At 60.4% G+C, this 16,378-nt stretch carries 15 protein-coding genes; 6 read left to right on the plus strand and 9 right to left on the minus strand.

From position 1 onward, the window contains the following. Position 1: 1 nt before the first annotated feature. The 9 genes from FP2506_RS02290 to FP2506_RS02330 form a co-directional block, all read right to left on the minus strand. The gene (locus FP2506_RS02290) at positions 2-2,134 is read right to left on the minus strand and encodes an OmpA family protein (RefSeq protein WP_007065755.1); all 2,133 of its coding nucleotides are present in this window, start codon (positions 2,132-2,134) and stop codon (positions 2-4) included. A gap of 116 nt (positions 2,135-2,250) precedes the next feature. Continuing rightward, the gene (locus tag FP2506_RS02300; RefSeq protein WP_007065756.1) at positions 2,251-3,435 is read right to left on the minus strand and encodes an FAD-dependent oxidoreductase; all 1,185 of its coding nucleotides are present in this window, start codon (positions 3,433-3,435) and stop codon (positions 2,251-2,253) included. A 22-nt stretch (positions 3,436-3,457) separates the two neighbouring features. Further along, a complete protein-coding gene (locus FP2506_RS02305) occupies positions 3,458-3,694 on the minus strand; it encodes a zinc-finger domain-containing protein (RefSeq protein WP_007065757.1) in 237 nt (78 codons plus the stop codon). A gap of 138 nt (positions 3,695-3,832) precedes the next feature. After that, positions 3,833-4,513, minus strand: a complete 681-nt coding sequence (locus FP2506_RS02310; protein ID WP_007065758.1) for a hypothetical protein — start codon at positions 4,511-4,513, stop codon at positions 3,833-3,835. 156 nt (positions 4,514-4,669) lie between these two features. Then, a complete protein-coding gene (locus FP2506_RS18640) occupies positions 4,670-4,813 on the minus strand; it encodes a hypothetical protein (RefSeq protein WP_007065759.1) in 144 nt (47 codons plus the stop codon). A gap of 481 nt (positions 4,814-5,294) precedes the next feature. Beyond that, positions 5,295-6,983 (minus strand): TRAP transporter large permease, encoded by a 1,689-nt coding sequence (locus FP2506_RS02315; protein WP_007065761.1) that lies wholly within the window; start codon positions 6,981-6,983, stop codon positions 5,295-5,297. Positions 6,984-6,990: 7 nt separating this feature from the next. Next, positions 6,991-7,686, minus strand: a complete 696-nt coding sequence (locus tag FP2506_RS02320) for a TRAP transporter small permease (RefSeq protein ID WP_007065762.1) — start codon at positions 7,684-7,686, stop codon at positions 6,991-6,993. An 82-nt stretch (positions 7,687-7,768) separates the two neighbouring features. Beyond that, complete coding sequence (locus FP2506_RS02325; RefSeq protein ID WP_007065763.1) at positions 7,769-8,827, minus strand: DctP family TRAP transporter solute-binding subunit; 1,059 nt, start codon at positions 8,825-8,827, stop codon at positions 7,769-7,771. A gap of 458 nt (positions 8,828-9,285) precedes the next feature. Further along, positions 9,286-9,849 carry a type 1 glutamine amidotransferase domain-containing protein gene (locus FP2506_RS02330; protein ID WP_040489320.1) on the minus strand — a complete coding sequence of 188 codons (564 nt, stop codon included), beginning with the start codon at positions 9,847-9,849 and terminating at the stop codon, positions 9,286-9,288. A gap of 494 nt (positions 9,850-10,343) precedes the next feature. On the opposite strand from FP2506_RS02330, the gene hslU reads away from it, so the two are divergent. The 6 genes from hslU (at position 10,344) to FP2506_RS02360 (ending at position 16,341) form a co-directional block, all read left to right on the plus strand. Further along, positions 10,344-11,645 (plus strand): ATP-dependent protease ATPase subunit HslU, encoded by a 1,302-nt coding sequence (hslU, locus tag FP2506_RS02335; RefSeq protein ID WP_007065765.1) that lies wholly within the window; start codon positions 10,344-10,346, stop codon positions 11,643-11,645. Positions 11,646-11,849: 204 nt separating this feature from the next. Next, entirely contained in the window at positions 11,850-12,074 is a 225-nt protein-coding gene (locus tag FP2506_RS02340; RefSeq protein WP_007065766.1) for an aa3-type cytochrome c oxidase subunit IV, read from the plus strand. 81 nt (positions 12,075-12,155) lie between these two features. Further along, entirely contained in the window at positions 12,156-13,355 is a 1,200-nt protein-coding gene (locus FP2506_RS02345) for a Re/Si-specific NAD(P)(+) transhydrogenase subunit alpha (RefSeq protein WP_007065767.1), read from the plus strand. Beyond that, the gene (locus FP2506_RS02350) at positions 13,355-13,774 is read left to right on the plus strand and encodes an NAD(P) transhydrogenase subunit alpha part 2 (RefSeq protein WP_007065768.1); all 420 of its coding nucleotides are present in this window, start codon (positions 13,355-13,357) and stop codon (positions 13,772-13,774) included. The genes FP2506_RS02345 and FP2506_RS02350 overlap by 1 nt, the downstream gene beginning before the upstream one ends. 13 nt (positions 13,775-13,787) lie before the next feature. Continuing rightward, positions 13,788-15,188: an NAD(P)(+) transhydrogenase (Re/Si-specific) subunit beta gene (locus FP2506_RS02355; RefSeq protein WP_007065769.1), complete on the plus strand. Its 1,401-nt coding sequence runs from the start codon at positions 13,788-13,790 to the stop codon at positions 15,186-15,188. A gap of 352 nt (positions 15,189-15,540) precedes the next feature. After that, positions 15,541-16,341 (plus strand): exonuclease domain-containing protein, encoded by an 801-nt coding sequence (locus tag FP2506_RS02360; RefSeq protein ID WP_007065770.1) that lies wholly within the window; start codon positions 15,541-15,543, stop codon positions 16,339-16,341. The last annotated feature ends 37 nt before the right edge of the window (positions 16,342-16,378 follow it).

A 16,378-nucleotide genomic window follows, 5' to 3' on the forward strand; every position in this document is an offset into this window, starting at 1 on the left:
CTTACTGCGCCGACGAAGTCTGCACCGGCTTCACCAGCGGCGTGATCCGACGGACCGTCACGCGGCGGTTCTCAGCGTTCTGATCCTGAGTATCCACTTTCAGGAACTGCTCGCCATAGCCCTGGGTGATCAGGTTCTCCGGCGGAACGTCGAAGAAGTTGGTCAGTGCCGCCGCCACCGTCTCGGCCCGCTGGTCTGAGAGCTTGAGATTTGCGAGATCGGTGCCGACGGCGTCCGTGTGACCCTCGATGATGAAGGTCTCGTCCGGGTTCTGATCGATCACCTCCGAGATCGCCTGTGCAAGCGCTTCGAGATTCGAAACCTGTTCCTGTGAAATCTCGGCTGATCCAAACCCGAAATTGATCGTGTTGAGATCGATCCGGCGGACCTTGTCGCGAATGCGCTTGGAACGGCGCACCTCGTCAACCGAATAGATCCGTTCGACCGTCTCTACCGGCGGAGCGACGATGGTGCGGTAATAGAGAGCCTGATCGGGCTCGGCGACGTCGACGATGTAGTCCGATTCCGGGATCGCGTACTGGATCGGCGGCAACTCGGCGCCGGGATCGTAGTAGAATTGCGGCTCGGCGGTGTCGCTTTCCGCATAGGGATCGTAAAACAGCACGACCTCCCGGCCGTCCGGCAGGATACGCGAACGCTGGATCGTTTCACCGTAGCGATTGGTGATTGTCACGACCTGCACGCCGTTCTCGCGAACGATCGTCTCGCGCACCCGGCCACCGCCGAGTCTCTCGTAATACTGGTCCTGAGCATCGACCGCGACGCGACTCGTGTCGTCGCTACGGATGAAGTAAGCCGCGGCGGCACCCGCTGCGGCTCCGGCAAGGCCGGCTCCCACGAGCGAAAGGATTTCGCGACCGTCGTCGTCACGCTCGACCACCTCCACGCCCGGAGGTACTTCCGGCTGCGGACCTCGCACGATGGTCGTGTTGTTGACCGTCGTATTGTTGGTCGTCGTGGTGTTGTTCGTGGTCGTCGAGTTATCGGTGACCGTCGAATTGTTGATGGTCGTAGAATCGATCCGCTCACCCTCTTCGGCTGTGGCCGACGGGATCTCCCCGACAGGCGCGGCAAGCGTCTGTACGCGGGCATCGCTTGCGGCAACGCCTCCCTCGGGAACCTCTTCGGTCTGGATCTCCTCAGAAACTGCCTGCGGCTCCTCTTCGGCGGGTCCGGTCGCCGCAGCCGCAGATGGCTCCTCGCCACCATCGGCTGGCGCGTCCGATGCCGCTGGTGCTTCCTCGCCTGCAGCTTCCGGTGTTCCGCCTTCCACTTCGGCCGCCGGCTCTTCGGTGGCTTCCGGCTCTGCGGTCGCCTCCGGAGCAGCGTCTTCGGCGGGTTCCTCCTGCTGAGTCTCCTCTACGGCAGGCGGCTCCTCGGTAGCGGCAGGCTCTTGGGCCTGAGGCTCATCCGCAGCAGGAGCATCCGCAGCAGGACTTGCTTCTTCGGCCGGCGCGGCATCCACCTGGGGCTCCGGCTCGGGAGCAGGAGCTGCCTCGGGTTCCGCAGGTGCTTCAGGCTCTGGCTCTGGGGCCGGCTCTTCGGCAGGTGCGGCTTCCTCGGCAGGTGCTTGGGATTCCGACTCGGGTGCTGGCTCTGGTTCCGGCTCAGGTGCTGGCTCCGGTTCCGGCTCAGGTGCTGGCTCCGGTTCCGGCTCAGGCGCTGGCTCTGGTTCCGGTTCGGGTGCTGGCTCTGCTTCCGGCTCGGGTGCTGGCTCCGGTTCCGGCTCGGGTGCTGGCTCCGGTTCCGGCTCGGGTGCTGGCTCCGGTTCCGGCTCGGGTGCTGGCTCCGGTTCCGGCTCGGGCGCTGGCTCTGGTTCCGGCTCAGGTGCTGGCTCTGGTTCCGGCTCAGGTGCTGGCTCTGGTTCCGGCTCAAGCGCTGGTTCGGGCTCGGGTTCCGGCATAGGCTCCTGCGCGTCGGGAGCCGGCTCTTCTGCCTGCGGGGCCTCTTCGGGGGCCGGCGGTGCAGCGTCCGGTGGCAGTTCCTCTTCGGCTTGAGCAACCCGGAATGCGGCCTGATCCGCCGCAAAGGCTGAGATCGGACCGGCTAGCGCGGTCGAGGCCGCGAGCGTCGCGACGGACGCGAAGCGGCCGGCTTTCTTGATGTCAAACATGATTTTTCCACTCACGTTTCGGTTCTTAACGCGGTGTCAGACACTTAACGCCGCGCACGGTATTGTAGGTGTCCAGATAGGGCGCCCCAGATGAACGCAAGCTGACTTCTGTGCGATCAAGCCGAATCGGCCAGGTCCCAGTCGTAAAGCCAGGCTAGCGACTTCTGCAGACGAGACGGCGGCATGGCCGCCATGACGAGATCTCGACCGAGGGAGAGCGGTGGCGGGAGGTGATAGACGAAGCGGTGGAAGCGGGCCCTCGCCGCTACACGTGCGACGCGTTCGCGCCGCTGAGCCTCAAAGAGGCCGAGTGCCGCATTAATATCTGGATCGTCGTAGATCGTGCGAGCGAGTACAAACCCGTCCTCGATGGCCATTGCGGCGCCCTGTGCAGCGTAGGGCAGGATCGCATGGGCGGCGTCGCCTATCAGCACCGTGCGCCGGTCCGCCATAACCCAAGGTCGCTCGGCCGGTGCCGTCAGCAGTGGCCAGGGCGTGAAGGCGCCGGCTTCGTCGATGAGACGTCGCAAAACGGCATCCCAATTGGAGAAGCCCCGGGGAACGGTCTCGCCACCTGCTGCATGTTCGGCGCCGGCCTTTTCGACGAGAACGAGGTTGGTTTCATTTCCAAAGCGGATCGGGTAGGCGACGGCATGTCTTGCGGGGCCGAGCCACGCGGTGATGCCTCCCGAGCGCGCGTTAAAATCCAGTGCGACCTTTCCTGTCACGCGTGCCCGCCAGGCAATGGCGCCGGCGAAGGTCGCAGGGGAGAGCACGTTTAGTGATGCGACGCGGCTGTTTACGCCGTCCGCAGCAACGACGAGGTCGGCCGCGGAATGGGCGCGTTCGCCGTTCGCGCTCACGAATTCAGCGTCGACCCCTCGCGACGAGGCTGTCAGCGCGACGAGTTCACGGTCGCTTTCGAGATGGATGAGTGACTCGACGCGAACGGCATCGAGGAGAACGGACTGGAGATCGGCCCGGTGCATCGAGAAGTAGGGCGCATCGAGACCCGATCCGACCGGCACAGCGGCCAGCTTGCGTCCGCTTTTTCCAGCGCGAAGTGTGACCGAAATCGCCGAGACGGCGTATGGCCGAAGCCTCTCGGTCAGGCCCAGGCGGGTGAGGACGCGCAGGGCATTGGGCGGAATCTGGAGGCCCGCCCCGACCTCGTTGAGGGTTTCGGCGCGCTCGAAGATCGTCGATGAGATCCCATGCCGAGCGAGTGCTAGGGCTGTCGTGAGGCCTGCGATACCGGCGCCGACAATCACGATTGTCCGGTCGCCTCCTCCTCCGAGCATGTTCCCGGCCTTGGCCAGCGGCTCAGCCTTCGAACAGACAGCCGGCCGGCCTCGTCTCGGTGGCTTTCAAATCGCTGGAGTATTTGAAGAGGGTCGAGCAGTAGGCGCAGATTTTTTCCCGCTCATCGCCCATGTCGAGAAAGACATGCGGATGGTCGTGCGGCGGATTGGCACCGCAGCACATGAACTCGGTGACGCCGATTTCGATGACGTCGTAGCCTGCATCGTTCTGGAAGTGCGGGATCTGGTGTCCGGCCATACATTGCCTCGTTTTGGCGGTCGTTCCTGGTCGGCGAGACCATAGGGAGACCGTCGGTCGATTGCCAGCGCCGGAAATGCAAAAAGCGGACCGTTTGGCCCGCTTTCCAGTCGCTTCAAAATTGCTTCAGCCGATGGGTCAGCTGGTGATGTCTACACCCGGGATCGTATCGTAGCCAGGGTTGGCCTTCTTGAAGGCAGCGACCCAGTTTCTCGGGAGGTAAAGGTGATTGACGCCACGCATGCCCATGAATTCCGCAACATCGTTGTTGAAAGACGAGCAGTTGTAGGCGACAGCGCTCCATACCTTAAGGCCGGCCTGCTTGTCCCGCACGTAGGCCGAGAGACGCTGGTACTCGGCGGCGGTGAGCGGGATGGTCATTTCGTTCTGTAGGTAGGCGATCTCCGTGTCGCCGTCTGTCGGCCCGGTGCCGGACGGGACGGGGACGAAATGGCCCATCGAATACATGCCGGGTCCGCCTTCAGGCCAGAAACCGGCGATGTCTACCATTGAGGGGACCAGGACGCCCGAGCGGTCGTAGGGGACGCGCCCAGTCGAGTCGAGTTGCCCAAATGCTATGAAGGAATGGCCGTAGCTTTCCGCGTTTCGAGCGCGGAAGGACATGAAATAAGGCTTGTCCAGAATACCGACAGCGCTCCGCCCGGACCAGGGTGTGAAGCTGACCTGATCGGAAGCCGAGGTGAAGTTGGTGCTGGGTGCGCCGAGCGTTACGTTGCTGGACGTGGATGTCGAGGAACAGCCGGCGAGGGCTGCGACGACGAGCGCTATTGCGCCGATCTTTACGAAACTTTTTGCCATATCGGCCGATCCTAAACGCTTGCGACGACAGTCCTGCGTTCGAAACAAGAACGTCACGTGCTGAGTGTAGAAAGGGGAACGCTTGGCTGATACTGGCCGATTGAGGCCGAATTTGGGGGAGCGGCTACTGCCAACCCCCCCAATTTCTGCAAGGGATTAGCCCTTGGTGACGTAGGTCTCTTCATAGACAGGAGCCGGAGCAGCGACGGGCTCTTTGCCCTTGCCCTTACCCTTGCCCATGCAACCAGCGAAGGAAGCGACTGCGAGGGCCGCGACCGAAGCGATGATGATCTTTTTCATTTCTATACCTATCAGTGCCTGACGGATGATGCCGCAGTTAAGGTTCGGTCGCGTTGACCGATACCTCTCTGCAAACTGTTGCGATTTGGCGATAGGAGCAAGTGCGAAACCGCAACACTCGCCCGCCATCGCTATTACCTAAACCTCAGCGGCTTAATCTGTGGTTACCGAGGTTTGGTTCCCCTCTCTCAAAGGGCCGCAACCCCTTTATTCGCAAGCGTTTGTCACATCAAGCGCTCATTGGGCCAGACTGGTGCGCGGCGGCATCACGTCTTTTGAAACCTGGAAATTCTTCGCGAGATTGAGGGCGTGAATGGCAGCGAAGGCAGCCCCGAACCGATGACCTTTGAGAATGTCGGACACGATCTCGCCACGAAGAACCCGCCGACCCGATTCTCCTCACCCAAGCCTTTGATGGAAAAGCCCGCATCGACCCGGACGCGCGCCGTTGCCTCGTCGCTTCCTTGTTTGGCGGTAAGCGTCAGCGGGTCACGATCTCTGGTCCCATGAGGGCGTTCGGGATAAGCGTCGATAGAACTGGCACGTAGGTCACAAGGATCAGGAAGACGAAGAGGACGCAGACGAAAGGCGCTGCCGCCTTGACCACCTTCACGAGACTCATGCCCGTGATGCCGGACGTCACGAAGAGGTTCAGGCCGATCGGCGGTGTGATCATTCCGATCTCCATGTTCACCACCATGATGATGCCGAGGTGGATCGGGTCGATCCCAAGCTCCATCGCGATAGGGAACACCACTGGTGCGACGATGAGGAGCAGACCCGAAGGCTCCATGAACTGTCCGCCAAGAAGCAGCAGCACGTTCACCGCGATGAGGAAGGTGAACCAGTTGAAGCCGTAGTCCAGCATCAGCGATGTAATCGCATCCGGAATGCGTTCGGCGGTCAACGTGTGGGCAAAGAGCAGAGCGTTGACGATGATGAACATCAGCATGACGGTCGTCTTCGAGGCGTCGACCATCACTTTTCGCGTCTCGTCGTGGACGAGGGCCGGAAAGAACCGCACGGTCATCAGGCGGAGGTTGCGGCCCCATATGGGCAGGCCTGCCGCGAGCGAGCCGGGAATCTGACCAAGGACTCCTGCTCCAACGGTGCCGGTCGCGACGTAGGCCGAGCTTCCGTCAATGCCGACCGCCTGGGATGCCATGCCGTGCTGCAGGCGCCAGAATGGGTAGACGAACAGGATGATAACGACGCCGACGAGACCAATCATCGCTCGGAAGTCTATCGTGGTCACGCCCGGTTCGCCCATGGCGAAGAACGACAGGATCAGCCAGATGAAAAAGAAAGCGATCGCGTAGACTGTCGCCTTGAAGCCAACAACAGCGCGATGACTACGGCCCTGGTCGATCCAGGGTTCTTCCTTGAGCGGCCCCATGTCGCGGTAGATGAAGAGCGCGACGAAGCCGGAATAGACCGCCGCGACGGCCGCCGCTTCGGTAGGCGTGAATACCCCGCCATAGATGCCGCCGAGAATGATGACGACGAGGAAGACGCCCCAGCCGGCTTCCTTGCCGCCTTCGACGATTTCGTGGAAACCCTTCCACTCTTCGGCTGGCAGATTTTTCCAGCGGGCGACGACGTAGATCGCGAGCATCAGCATCACACCAGCGAGGATGCCCGGGATGATGCCTGCAAGGAACATGCGGCCGACCGAGACGTTCACGGCCGCCGCGTAAACGACCATGACGATCGACGGCGGGATGAGAATGCCGAGCGTACCGGCATTGGCGATAATCCCGGCAGCGAAGCTTTTCGAATAACCGACCTGCATCATGCCCGCGATTGCGATGGTGCCGATTGCGACCACGGTTGCAGGAGAAGAACCGGAAAGAGCTGCAAAGAGCATGCAGGCGAGTACCGAGGCCATTGCGAGGCCACCCCGCAGGTGGCCGATGGTCGCAATTGCGAAACGGATGATGCGTTTCGCGACTCCGCCGGTCGACATGAAGGCCGAGGCGAGGATGAAGAAGGGGATAGCGAGTAGCGTGTAGTTTTGGCTTGCTGTGAACAGTTGGAGGGCGACCGAACTCATCGAATCGGACGAGAACAGCGCGATGACCAGTATCGAGGATAAGCCCAGCGAGATGGCGACCGGCACGCCGAGAAAGAGCAGGCCGAAGACCATGATGAAGAGGAAACCCGTTTCCATGGTCCGGTCAGTCCTTCAGCGTATTGAGGTTCTGCTGGACGAGATCTTCCGCCTCGTGACCCGCAACGATCAGTTCCTTTCTGCCCTGCGCGATCTCGACGAGCGCCTGAAGCGAGCGGAAGGAAAGGAGGGCAAGCCCAACCGGCAGCATCAGATACGCGATCCAGCGTTGGACACGATCCTGAAGGCCAAACGTCGTCTGCATCCATTCGGGGTAGCGCAATTCATCGAGGCCAGTCCCGCGGTCGAACATGAAGGTCCAGTAGCCGATGGCGCCGCTCTGGCGCCAATTCGAGGACACGTCGGCGCCGAAAAAGGCGAGCCAGCCAGAGTAGAGAAGCAGCATCCCATAAGCGAAAGTCGCGAACGCGCCGAATATCGCCGCGGCTTTGAAGAGCGGTTTGGGGAAAAGGCGGATGACGGCATCGACCCCCAAATGGATTCCCACCTTGATGCCATAAGCCATGCCGAAGAGGATCAGCCAAGCAAACAGGATCCGAGTCGCTTCGAGCGCGCCCTGCCAGCCGGAGTTGAAGCCGTAGCGACCGACGACCTGGAAAAAGGAGATGAAGGTGATCAACGCCATCAGAATAGCGATTACGTTCTCTTCCAGGCGTTCGACTGCGGCGGGAAATGCCCGCTCGGCCATGAACAGCACCGCGACCAGCACAATAAGCGCAATGGTCATTCCCATGAGTTCCATGGGTGATCCTCCCCTTTAATCCCCAAGGGCATGCAACCACAGGCCGCGCGTCTACCGCGCGGCCCGCCTGTCTAGAGCGCTATCAGTTCGCAGCCTGTTCGCTGGAACCCTCGCTTCCCGCGTCTGCCTTCTGGGTTGAACCATAGCTCTCCGCGGTCTCGATGACTTCGGCACCGATATCGCCTTCGAACTGATCCCAAACGGGCTTCATGGTGTCGACCCAGGCCTGGCGCTGGCTGTCGTCGAGCTCGCGGATTTCGGCTCCCGCTTCTGTAATCGAGTTGCGGCAGTCGCCTTCCTGATCTGCGACCTGCTGGTTCGCCTGTTCAAGCGTGTCGCCAAGAATTTGCAGGAACTGCTCGCGCACGTCCTCTTCGAGGCCATCGAGCCATTCCTGGCTGGTGATCACGCCATAGGCGAGGAGCTGATGGTTCGTTTCGGTGATTCCGTCCTGAACCTCGAAGAACTTCTGGGTATAGATATTACACCAGGTGTTCTCCTGACCGTCTACGACGCCAGTCTGCAAAGCGCCATAGACTTCCTTGAACGCGAGCTTCTGAGCCGATGCGTTCATGGCTTCGATCATGGCGACCGCGACATCCGAGGTCTGAACGCGAAATTTCAGACCCGCAGCGTCTTCGGGTAGCATGAGCGGCTTGTTGGCCGAGAACTGTTTGAGGCCTGACGCGATGTAGCCAAGCCCCTTGTAGCCTTCGTCCTCAAGCGCTGCGAGGAGAGCAGTGGCGTCTTCCGAGGCGAGGTAACTGTTGGCAGCTTCCAACGTCGGGAAAAGGAACGGCAGATCGTACAGACGCAGTTGGAGAGTATAAGCTTCGAACTTGGACAACGAAGGCGCAGCAAGCTGTACATCACCGAGAAGCAGCGCTTCCATCACTTTGTCATCGTCGTAGAGCGTCGAGTTCGGGAACACCTGCATGCAGGCCTTGCCGTCCATCTGCTCGTTGATATTCTTGGCGAGCAGCTGCGCCGCATCGCCTTTTGGATGACCGCTATCGGCGACGACGTGGCTGAACTTAATGACCGTTTCGCCATCCCCGCAGGCATCGCTCTGCGCCTGCGCTGCGCCGGCGGCCATGACGAGTGCAAGGCCCGAAATCGTACCAAGCATGAGATTCTTCATCGGAATTCCTCCTCGGCGGCGAATCTTCTCGATCCGCACTCAATTGCTATTCTTCTTCGTCGAGCCGGGACGACCCGGTTCGTGGGCATAGGTTCGCATGCAATGTGCGGGATATCCAGAGAGACAGTTTCGCCAGTATGAAGATGGCTGCCGAGAGCTTCTTCTCAGACGATATGAGGTCGCTCGCTACGCGCTCCATACGGCCCGCGAGTTGACCCGGAATTACAGATTTGGGGAGGATGGCCCGTCGCGGCGCTCCAGCACAAGTCAAAGCGTTGCCGACACCGGTTCGGCTTTCTGTATCGCTCGAGCCCCTCAGAACAATTCTTTCCACGATGGAACTTCGCGTTGGACCCGAGGGTGCGAAAAGCTGAGGTATTACTTCCGATATGAGAGCCTCGCAAAGAAAAGGGCCGGCAGTGAGCCGGCCCTCAGGCATTCGAAATTTATCGCGTGATTTACGCGACCTTGCGATCTTGGTGCCGGCCTTCCTCGACTTCCTCGATGATCTTGTCGATGAAGGCGGGGAGGTCACCGGGATTCCGCGACGTAATCAGCGCTTCGTGGCAGACGACCTCCTGATCGAGCCAGTTGCCGCCGGCGTTGACGATGTCCGTCCTGATCGACTTGTACGAGGTCACGTCGCGGCCCCGCACGACGTCAGCCTCGATAAGCAGCCACGGTGCGTGACATATCGCGGCGAGAGGCTTCTTCGAGTTGAAGAATTCGCGGACAAACGAAACAACCTTCGGATCGGCGCGCAGGACATCCGGATTGATCTGTCCGCCCGGGAGAACAAGTGCGTCATAGTCGGTGACGCGTATCTCTGAAAGCTGCTTGTCTACCTTGATCTCGCGGTTCCAATGGTCCTGATCCCAACCACGGATCGTGCCGGATTTGTTCGAGATAACATGGACGTCGGCGCCCGCAGCCTGAAGCTTGCCCAGAGGTTCTGTAAGTTCAACCTCTTCAAAACCGTCGGTTGCGAGAATTGCGATCTTTGCGTTGGAAATCCTTGTCATGATCTGCTCCGTCTTGTTGCGTCCCGCGGCCGAGCAGGCCGAAACAAAGCGAATCCATCTAGCCGCGCGCACGCCTTCGAGCGCACTGGGGTGCCGATCATGATGCCGGGTTTCAGGCTTCGATCCGAACACGCGGATCGATACAAAACAGCTCGACTGCAGGACATTGCATTTGATCACAGAACGGCAGGTAACGGCGAACGTTCCATCCAATCCATGTGATGCAAAACTCATCGAATCAGTGAGCTTCGACACCTTATCTTACAGCCGGATTGGCACCCTTCGGCTCGCTTCCAGAGACCAATAGTGCGGTGTCATTCTGATACGCTGTAGTCAGAAGCGCAGATCGATCACTGCGGCTCGCCGAAGAAATGGGCGCTCGCGAGCGGGCTGGCGAATGCGCGCCAACCAACCCATGTAGCGGTGCGAAGCAAAGGCGGGTTGGCCCGCCGGAACCCGACAGGCCGGCCATGCCGCCAAACCTTAAACGAGCCATGACAGATTATTCTCCCCGCGAGATCGTATCCGAACTCGACCGCCACATCATTGGGCAAAAGGACGCAAAGCGCGCCGTTGCGGTGGCGCTACGCAATCGCTGGCGCCGGCAGCAACTTGAGCCTGGTCTGCGCGAAGAGGTGATGCCGAAGAACATCCTTATGATCGGCCCGACCGGCGTCGGTAAGACCGAAATCTCACGCCGGCTTGCGAAACTCGCGGGCGCACCTTTCATCAAGATCGAGGCGACGAAATTCACCGAGGTCGGCTATGTCGGTCGCGATGTCGAGCAGATCATCCGCGACCTCGTCGAGATCGGTATTGGGCTGGTGCGCGAGAAGAAGCGCGAGGAAGTTAAGGCCAAGGCGCACAAGGGCGCCGAGGACCGTGTGCTTGAAGCGCTCGTTGGCAAGTCCGCTTCACCCGCCACCAAAGACTCTTTTCGAAAGAAGCTGCGCAGCGGCGAACTCGACGAGAAGGAGATTGACGTCGAGGTATCGGACACGTCGAATCCCATGGGCGGAATGGATATACCGGGCATGCCCGGCGCAAATATCGGTGTCCTCAACCTGTCGGAAATGTTCGGCAAAGCGATGAATCGCACCAAGCAGGTGCGCACGACTGTGCGCGACAGCTACGATCTCCTGATCGGCGAGGAGTCCGATAAGCTACTCGATCAGGAGCAGCTGACGCGCGAGGCAGTGGAAGCGGTACAGAACAATGGCATTGTCTTCCTCGACGAGATCGACAAGGTGGCGAACAAAGACGGCCATTCCGCTGGCGTATCGCGAGAGGGTGTGCAGCGTGACCTGCTTCCCCTCGTCGAGGGCACGACGGTCGCGACGAAGCACGGTCCAGTAAAGACCGACCACATCCTCTTCATTGCCTCTGGCGCGTTCCACGTCTCCAAGCCGTCCGACCTGTTGCCTGAGCTTCAAGGTCGTCTTCCCATTCGTGTCGAGCTTCGTGCGCTTACCCGCGAAGATTTCCGGCGTATCCTTACCGAGACGGAAGCCTCGCTCATCAAACAGTACGTAGCGTTGATGAAGACCGAGAATGTCACCCTCCATGTCACAGAGGACGCGATCGATGCTCTGGCCGATACGGCGGTGAAGCTGAACGGCTCCGTGGAGAACATCGGTGCGCGCAGGCTTCAGACCGTAATGGAACGCGTCCTTGATGATATCTCCTTTGAAGCGCCGGATAAGGGAGGGGAGACGTACACGATCGATGCAGCCTATGTGCACAAGGCACTCGACGGCATCGCTGGCGACACTGACCTCTCGCGCTTCATTCTTTAGGTCAAGTCAGCCGGGCAACCGCAGCCAAAGACTTCGGGTCGATAATTTGGGGCACATCACCCGCGTGCGCCCCCCTCGTTACGCGGCCCAGGTAACCGCTAACCTCCCCGCAAAGGGTCAAGGCAAAACCCCAGCAGCTATCGTTGCCAGAAAACAAACCTTTCGTGTATGTCCGGGGCAGATCATCGCTCGAAAGGTACCCGAATGGCGACACAACCCAGCTACGACACCGACAACCCCGCAGACATGGACTATGCGGAACACCACCGCACTTACGCGCTGTTCCTCAGTCTGTTCAAATGGGGCACGATTATCGTTGTCGCACTTCTGATCGCAATGGCGGTGAGTCTGGTCGGTTCCGGCGGGATATTGGGCGGCGTCGGCTCGTTCTTGATTGTGCTCGCCATCGCCTATTTCCTAGCAAAATAACTAAGAACATACCCGTGGAAAGCGCGGGTGCAGGGGGGCCTTGTCCGGAGGCTTTTGTAGAAGCGGGAGGGAAAGCGACGGATGAAGGTCTTCATACCGCGTGAGCAGGAGGGGGAAACGCGCGTTGCGGCTTCGCCTGATACGGTCAAGAAGCTTAAAGGCCTTGGCGCTGAAGTCGTTATCCAGTCCGGCGCCGGCGAACACTCCAAAATTACCGACAAAGCGTTCGAAGAGGCGGGCGCCAAGATCGGCGACGACAAAAGCGGCGAGGATGCCGACGTCGTCCTGAAGGTAATCCGACCCACCAAGCCCGAGGCCGCCGGTTACAAGGACGGCGCCGTCGTCCTTGCTCTGATGGACCCCTATGGCAACGAAACGGCGCTCCGCGATCTCGCCGAAGCCGGTATCCTTGCGTTCTCCATGGAGCTGATGCCGCGCATCACCCGCGCACAGGTGATGGACGTCCTTTCATCACAGGCAAACCTCGCGGGCTACCAGGCCGTCATCGACGCTTCCCACGAATTCGATCGCGCGTTTCCGATGATGATGACCGCTGCCGGCACCGTTCCTGCCGCAAAGGTCTTCGTGATGGGCGCCGGTGTTGCCGGCCTCCAAGCGATCGCGACGGCCAAACGCCTCGGGGCACGCGTCTCGGCCAACGACATCCGACCGGCCACCAAGGAACAGGTCGAATCGCTCGGCGCGAAGTTCATCGCCGTCGAGGACGAGGAATTCAAGGAAGCCGAGGATTCGGGTGGCTACGCTACCGAGATGAGTGCCGAGTACCAGAAGAAGCAAGCCGAACTCGTTGAGCAGCATATCGCTGCGCAGGACGTGGTTATCACCACCGCGCTCATCCCCGGCAAGCCGGCGCCCAAGCTCGTTTCAAAGGCAATGATCGAGGCGATGAAACCGGGCTCGGTCCTCGTCGACCTTGCCGTAGAGCGAGGCGGCAATATCGAGGGCTCGAAGGCCGGCGAGATCGTGGACGTCGGCCCCGCCAGGGTGATCGGTTACAAGAATGTCGCCGGCCGGATCGCGGCGAGCGCTTCGTTGCTCTACGCAAAGAACCTCTCTTCATTTCTCGAGACGATGATCGACAAAGAGGCTGAAACAGCAGCGCTGAAGATCGATTTCGAAGACGAACTCGTCAAGGCGACGCTTCTGACGCGCGGCGGAAAGGTCGTGAACGAGCGGTTCGGTGGCACGTCTTCTGCGGATTCTCAGGAGTCCTCCGGTGAAACAGCGGCCAAGGGCAACAAGGGCGAGGGGGATAGCTGATGGAAAACGAGACCGCTCAGAACACACTCCAGAAGCTCAACCAAGCCGGCGCGGCCATACGCGAGGCGCGTCAGGGTGTCGAGCAGATGATCGGGGAGGGCGCCGTCAGCGAAGCGGCGGGACATGCGGCCGCGTCGGGCGTGCCCTTCGTCTTCTATCTCGCAATCTTCGTACTTGCCTGCTTCGTAGGCTACTACGTCGTATGGTCGGTGACCGCAGCATTGCATACGCCGCTGATGAGCGTCACCAACGCTATCTCCTCGGTGATCGTCGTGGGCGCGATACTGGCCATCGCACTCTCCACCTCATGGGCTGCCACCATCTTCGGCTTTATCGCCCTCGTCCTCGCCTCGGTGAACATCTTCGGCGGGTTCCTCGTGACCCAGCGCATGCTCGGCATGTACAAGAAGAAAAGCTGAGGGGAACGAATAGATGGCTCAAAGCCTGGCAACACTCGCATATCTCGTCGCCGCGGTTCTCTTCATTCTAGCGCTTCGCGGCCTCTCGCATCCTTCGACCAGCCGGCAGGGCAATCTCTACGGTATGATCGGTATGGGGATCGCGGTCCTCACCACGCTTATCTATGCCGGTACATCCTTCGGCTCGCTGGTTCTGATCGTGCTCGGCCTTGCGATCGGCGGTTCGGTCGGCGCCTTTATCGCCCGCAAGATTCCGATGACAGACATGCCGCAGCTTGTCGCGGCATTCCACTCGCTTGTCGGTCTTGCCGCCGTCATGGTCGCGGCCGGCGCGCTCTATTCGCCGCAGGCATTTGGGATTGGCTCGCCAGGCGACATCCAGGTCCAGGCGCTTATCGAGATGTCGATCGGCGTCGCCATCGGCGCGATAACTTTCACCGGTTCGGTCATCGCTTTCGCCAAGCTCGACGGGCGAATGAGCGGCAAGCCGATCGTTTTGCCCATGCGGCACTGGATCAATATCGGCCTGGGCGTCGCGATCTTTGTACTGATCGTCATCTTTGCGACGACTGGCAGCACGCTCTCCTTCTGGCTGATCGTCCTCGGCTCGCTCGCACTCGGCATCCTGCTCATCATCCCGATCGGTGGTGCGGACATGCCCGTCGTCGTCTCGATGCTGAACTCCTATTCGGGCTGGGCAGCGGCCGGCATCGGCTTTACCCTCCAGAACCTCGCGTTGATCGTCACTGGCGCGCTGGTCGGGTCCTCTGGTGCGATCCTTTCCTACATCATGTGTAGAGGTATGAATCGTTCCTTCTTCTCGGTCATTCTCGGGGGCTTCGGCGGCGAGAGTACCGGTCCGAGCCAGGACGACATGGGGGACAAGACCGTCAAACAGGGCTCGGCGGAAGATGCCGCCTATCTCATGAAGAACGCCAACCAGGTGATCATCGTGCCGGGCTACGGTATGGCGGTCGCTCAGGCGCAGCATGTGCTGTCGGAAATGGTGGATGCACTCAAAGAGGAGGGCGTCACGGTCAAATACGCCATTCATCCTGTGGCAGGCCGCATGCCTGGTCATATGAACGTGCTCCTCGCCGAGGCCAATGTGCCCTACGACGACGTCTTCGAACTCGACGACGTGAATTCAGAGTTCAAGCAGACCGATGTCGCCTTCGTCATTGGGGCGAACGACGTGACCAATCCGGCAGCGCGCGACGATCAGTCTTCGCCGATCTACGGCATGCCTATCGCCAACGTGGATGAGGCGCAGACTTGCCTCTTCCTCAAGCGCTCGCTGTCCTCCGGCTATGCCGGCATCGACAACTCGCTGTTCTACAAGGATGGTACGATGATGCTGTTCGGCGACGCTAAAGCGATGGTCGAAAAAATCGTGAAGTCGCTGGAGGCATAAGCGCCTCCGCCAAAGCCTTTCCATGAAACGACAAGCGGCGGGTCGTGCGGTTGCGCGGCCCGCCGCCTTTGGTTTTACAAGTTATCGAGTTTGCCTGCCAAACACTCCCGGCAATATCTTCAGCGCTCCGACATTTTAATTCAGGAGTTTCTTGTCATAATAGATCGGATGGTCTTACCGACGTGCGGCCACTTGATCGGCTGGCGGCCGGTTCGTCTGGTCACGGTCGAATGAGAATGCGCAGGTGGCAGCGCCCGCAAAAAGCCAAATCGGCGGCAGGCTCAATGCCCCGCTGAGCGCGGCGTTTCGCGCGGCTTGCACGACCTAAGCGAAAGTACGATCTAGACGGCGCATGAGCGAGCTTTTCCCACCTGCGCCCACCACACCCACGCTGTTCGACGAACCGGTGTCGTTTATCGTGCGGGTGATCGACACCGAGACGGCAGGGCTGCGGCTGGAGGAGGACGCGGTCATCGAGATCGGCTCCGTCGATCTCGATCTTGTCACTGGCGCGATCTTCAATCCGATGCAGACCTTCTGCGATCCAGGCGGAGCGGTAATCAGCGACGGCGCGCGGCGCGTGCATCAAATAACCGATGAGATGCTCGTCGGCGCTCCACCCTTCTCCGATGCAGTCAAGCCCTTCAACACGGAGACCTATGCCGCCCAGCGCGCCGATTTCGACCGCTCGCGCCTCAGACTGACGGGTCGCTGGCTCTGCACTCACAAGCTTGCCCTGCGCGCCTTTCCGAATGTTCGTGCACATGGCCTGCAAAGCCTGGTCAAATACGTTCCTCTCGATCTTTCGAGCGTCGACCAAATGCTCGCCGGCCTGCATCCCCATCGAGCCCTGTTCGACGCTGTCTGCACCGCAGTTCTCCTTCGCCGGATCGCCGAGGAGCTGACGCCACATTGCCATGACCTTTCAGACTTCCTGGAGCGGGCGGAAAAGGTGTCGAACGAACCGGCACTACTCGCGAAACTTCGCTTCGGCCGGCATAAAGGCATCCCGATCCGAGAGGTGCCGACCGATTACCTTCAATGGCTCGTCGCCGAGCCCGAGATGAACGCTGATGCGGTGTTCACGGCGAAGCGGCAACTGGCACTGCGTCAGTTTCGAGGGGAACGGGCTCCGCCATCTGCCAACGGGTGAGGAGGGACGGCGAAGTGTCCCGGCGCGGGCGACTCGT

Source organism: Fulvimarina pelagi HTCC2506, assembly GCF_000153705.1.
Classification (GTDB): domain Bacteria; phylum Pseudomonadota; class Alphaproteobacteria; order Rhizobiales; family Rhizobiaceae; genus Fulvimarina; species Fulvimarina pelagi.

Coding starts and splice junctions, on each gene's coding strand:
- FP2506_RS02290 (WP_007065755.1), bottom strand. CDS start 2,134: ATGTTTGACATCAAGAAAGCCGGCCGCTTCGCGTCCGTCGCGACGCTC.
- FP2506_RS02300 (WP_007065756.1), bottom strand. CDS start 3,435: ATGCTCGGAGGAGGAGGCGACCGGACAATCGTGATTGTCGGCGCCGGT.
- FP2506_RS02305 (WP_007065757.1), bottom strand. CDS start 3,694: ATGGCCGGACACCAGATCCCGCACTTCCAGAACGATGCAGGCTACGAC.
- FP2506_RS02310 (WP_007065758.1), bottom strand. CDS start 4,513: ATGGCAAAAAGTTTCGTAAAGATCGGCGCAATAGCGCTCGTCGTCGCA.
- FP2506_RS18640 (WP_007065759.1), bottom strand. CDS start 4,813: ATGAAAAAGATCATCATCGCTTCGGTCGCGGCCCTCGCAGTCGCTTCC.
- FP2506_RS02315 (WP_007065761.1), bottom strand. CDS start 6,983: ATGGAAACGGGTTTCCTCTTCATCATGGTCTTCGGCCTGCTCTTTCTC.
- FP2506_RS02320 (WP_007065762.1), bottom strand. CDS start 7,686: ATGGAACTCATGGGAATGACCATTGCGCTTATTGTGCTGGTCGCGGTG.
- FP2506_RS02325 (WP_007065763.1), bottom strand. CDS start 8,827: ATGAAGAATCTCATGCTTGGTACGATTTCGGGCCTTGCACTCGTCATG.
- FP2506_RS02330 (WP_040489320.1), bottom strand. CDS start 9,849: ATGACAAGGATTTCCAACGCAAAGATCGCAATTCTCGCAACCGACGGT.
- hslU (WP_007065765.1), top strand. CDS start 10,344: ATGACAGATTATTCTCCCCGCGAGATCGTATCCGAACTCGACCGCCAC.
- FP2506_RS02340 (WP_007065766.1), top strand. CDS start 11,850: ATGGCGACACAACCCAGCTACGACACCGACAACCCCGCAGACATGGAC.
- FP2506_RS02345 (WP_007065767.1), top strand. CDS start 12,156: ATGAAGGTCTTCATACCGCGTGAGCAGGAGGGGGAAACGCGCGTTGCG.
- FP2506_RS02350 (WP_007065768.1), top strand. CDS start 13,355: ATGGAAAACGAGACCGCTCAGAACACACTCCAGAAGCTCAACCAAGCC.
- FP2506_RS02355 (WP_007065769.1), top strand. CDS start 13,788: ATGGCTCAAAGCCTGGCAACACTCGCATATCTCGTCGCCGCGGTTCTC.
- FP2506_RS02360 (WP_007065770.1), top strand. CDS start 15,541: ATGAGCGAGCTTTTCCCACCTGCGCCCACCACACCCACGCTGTTCGAC.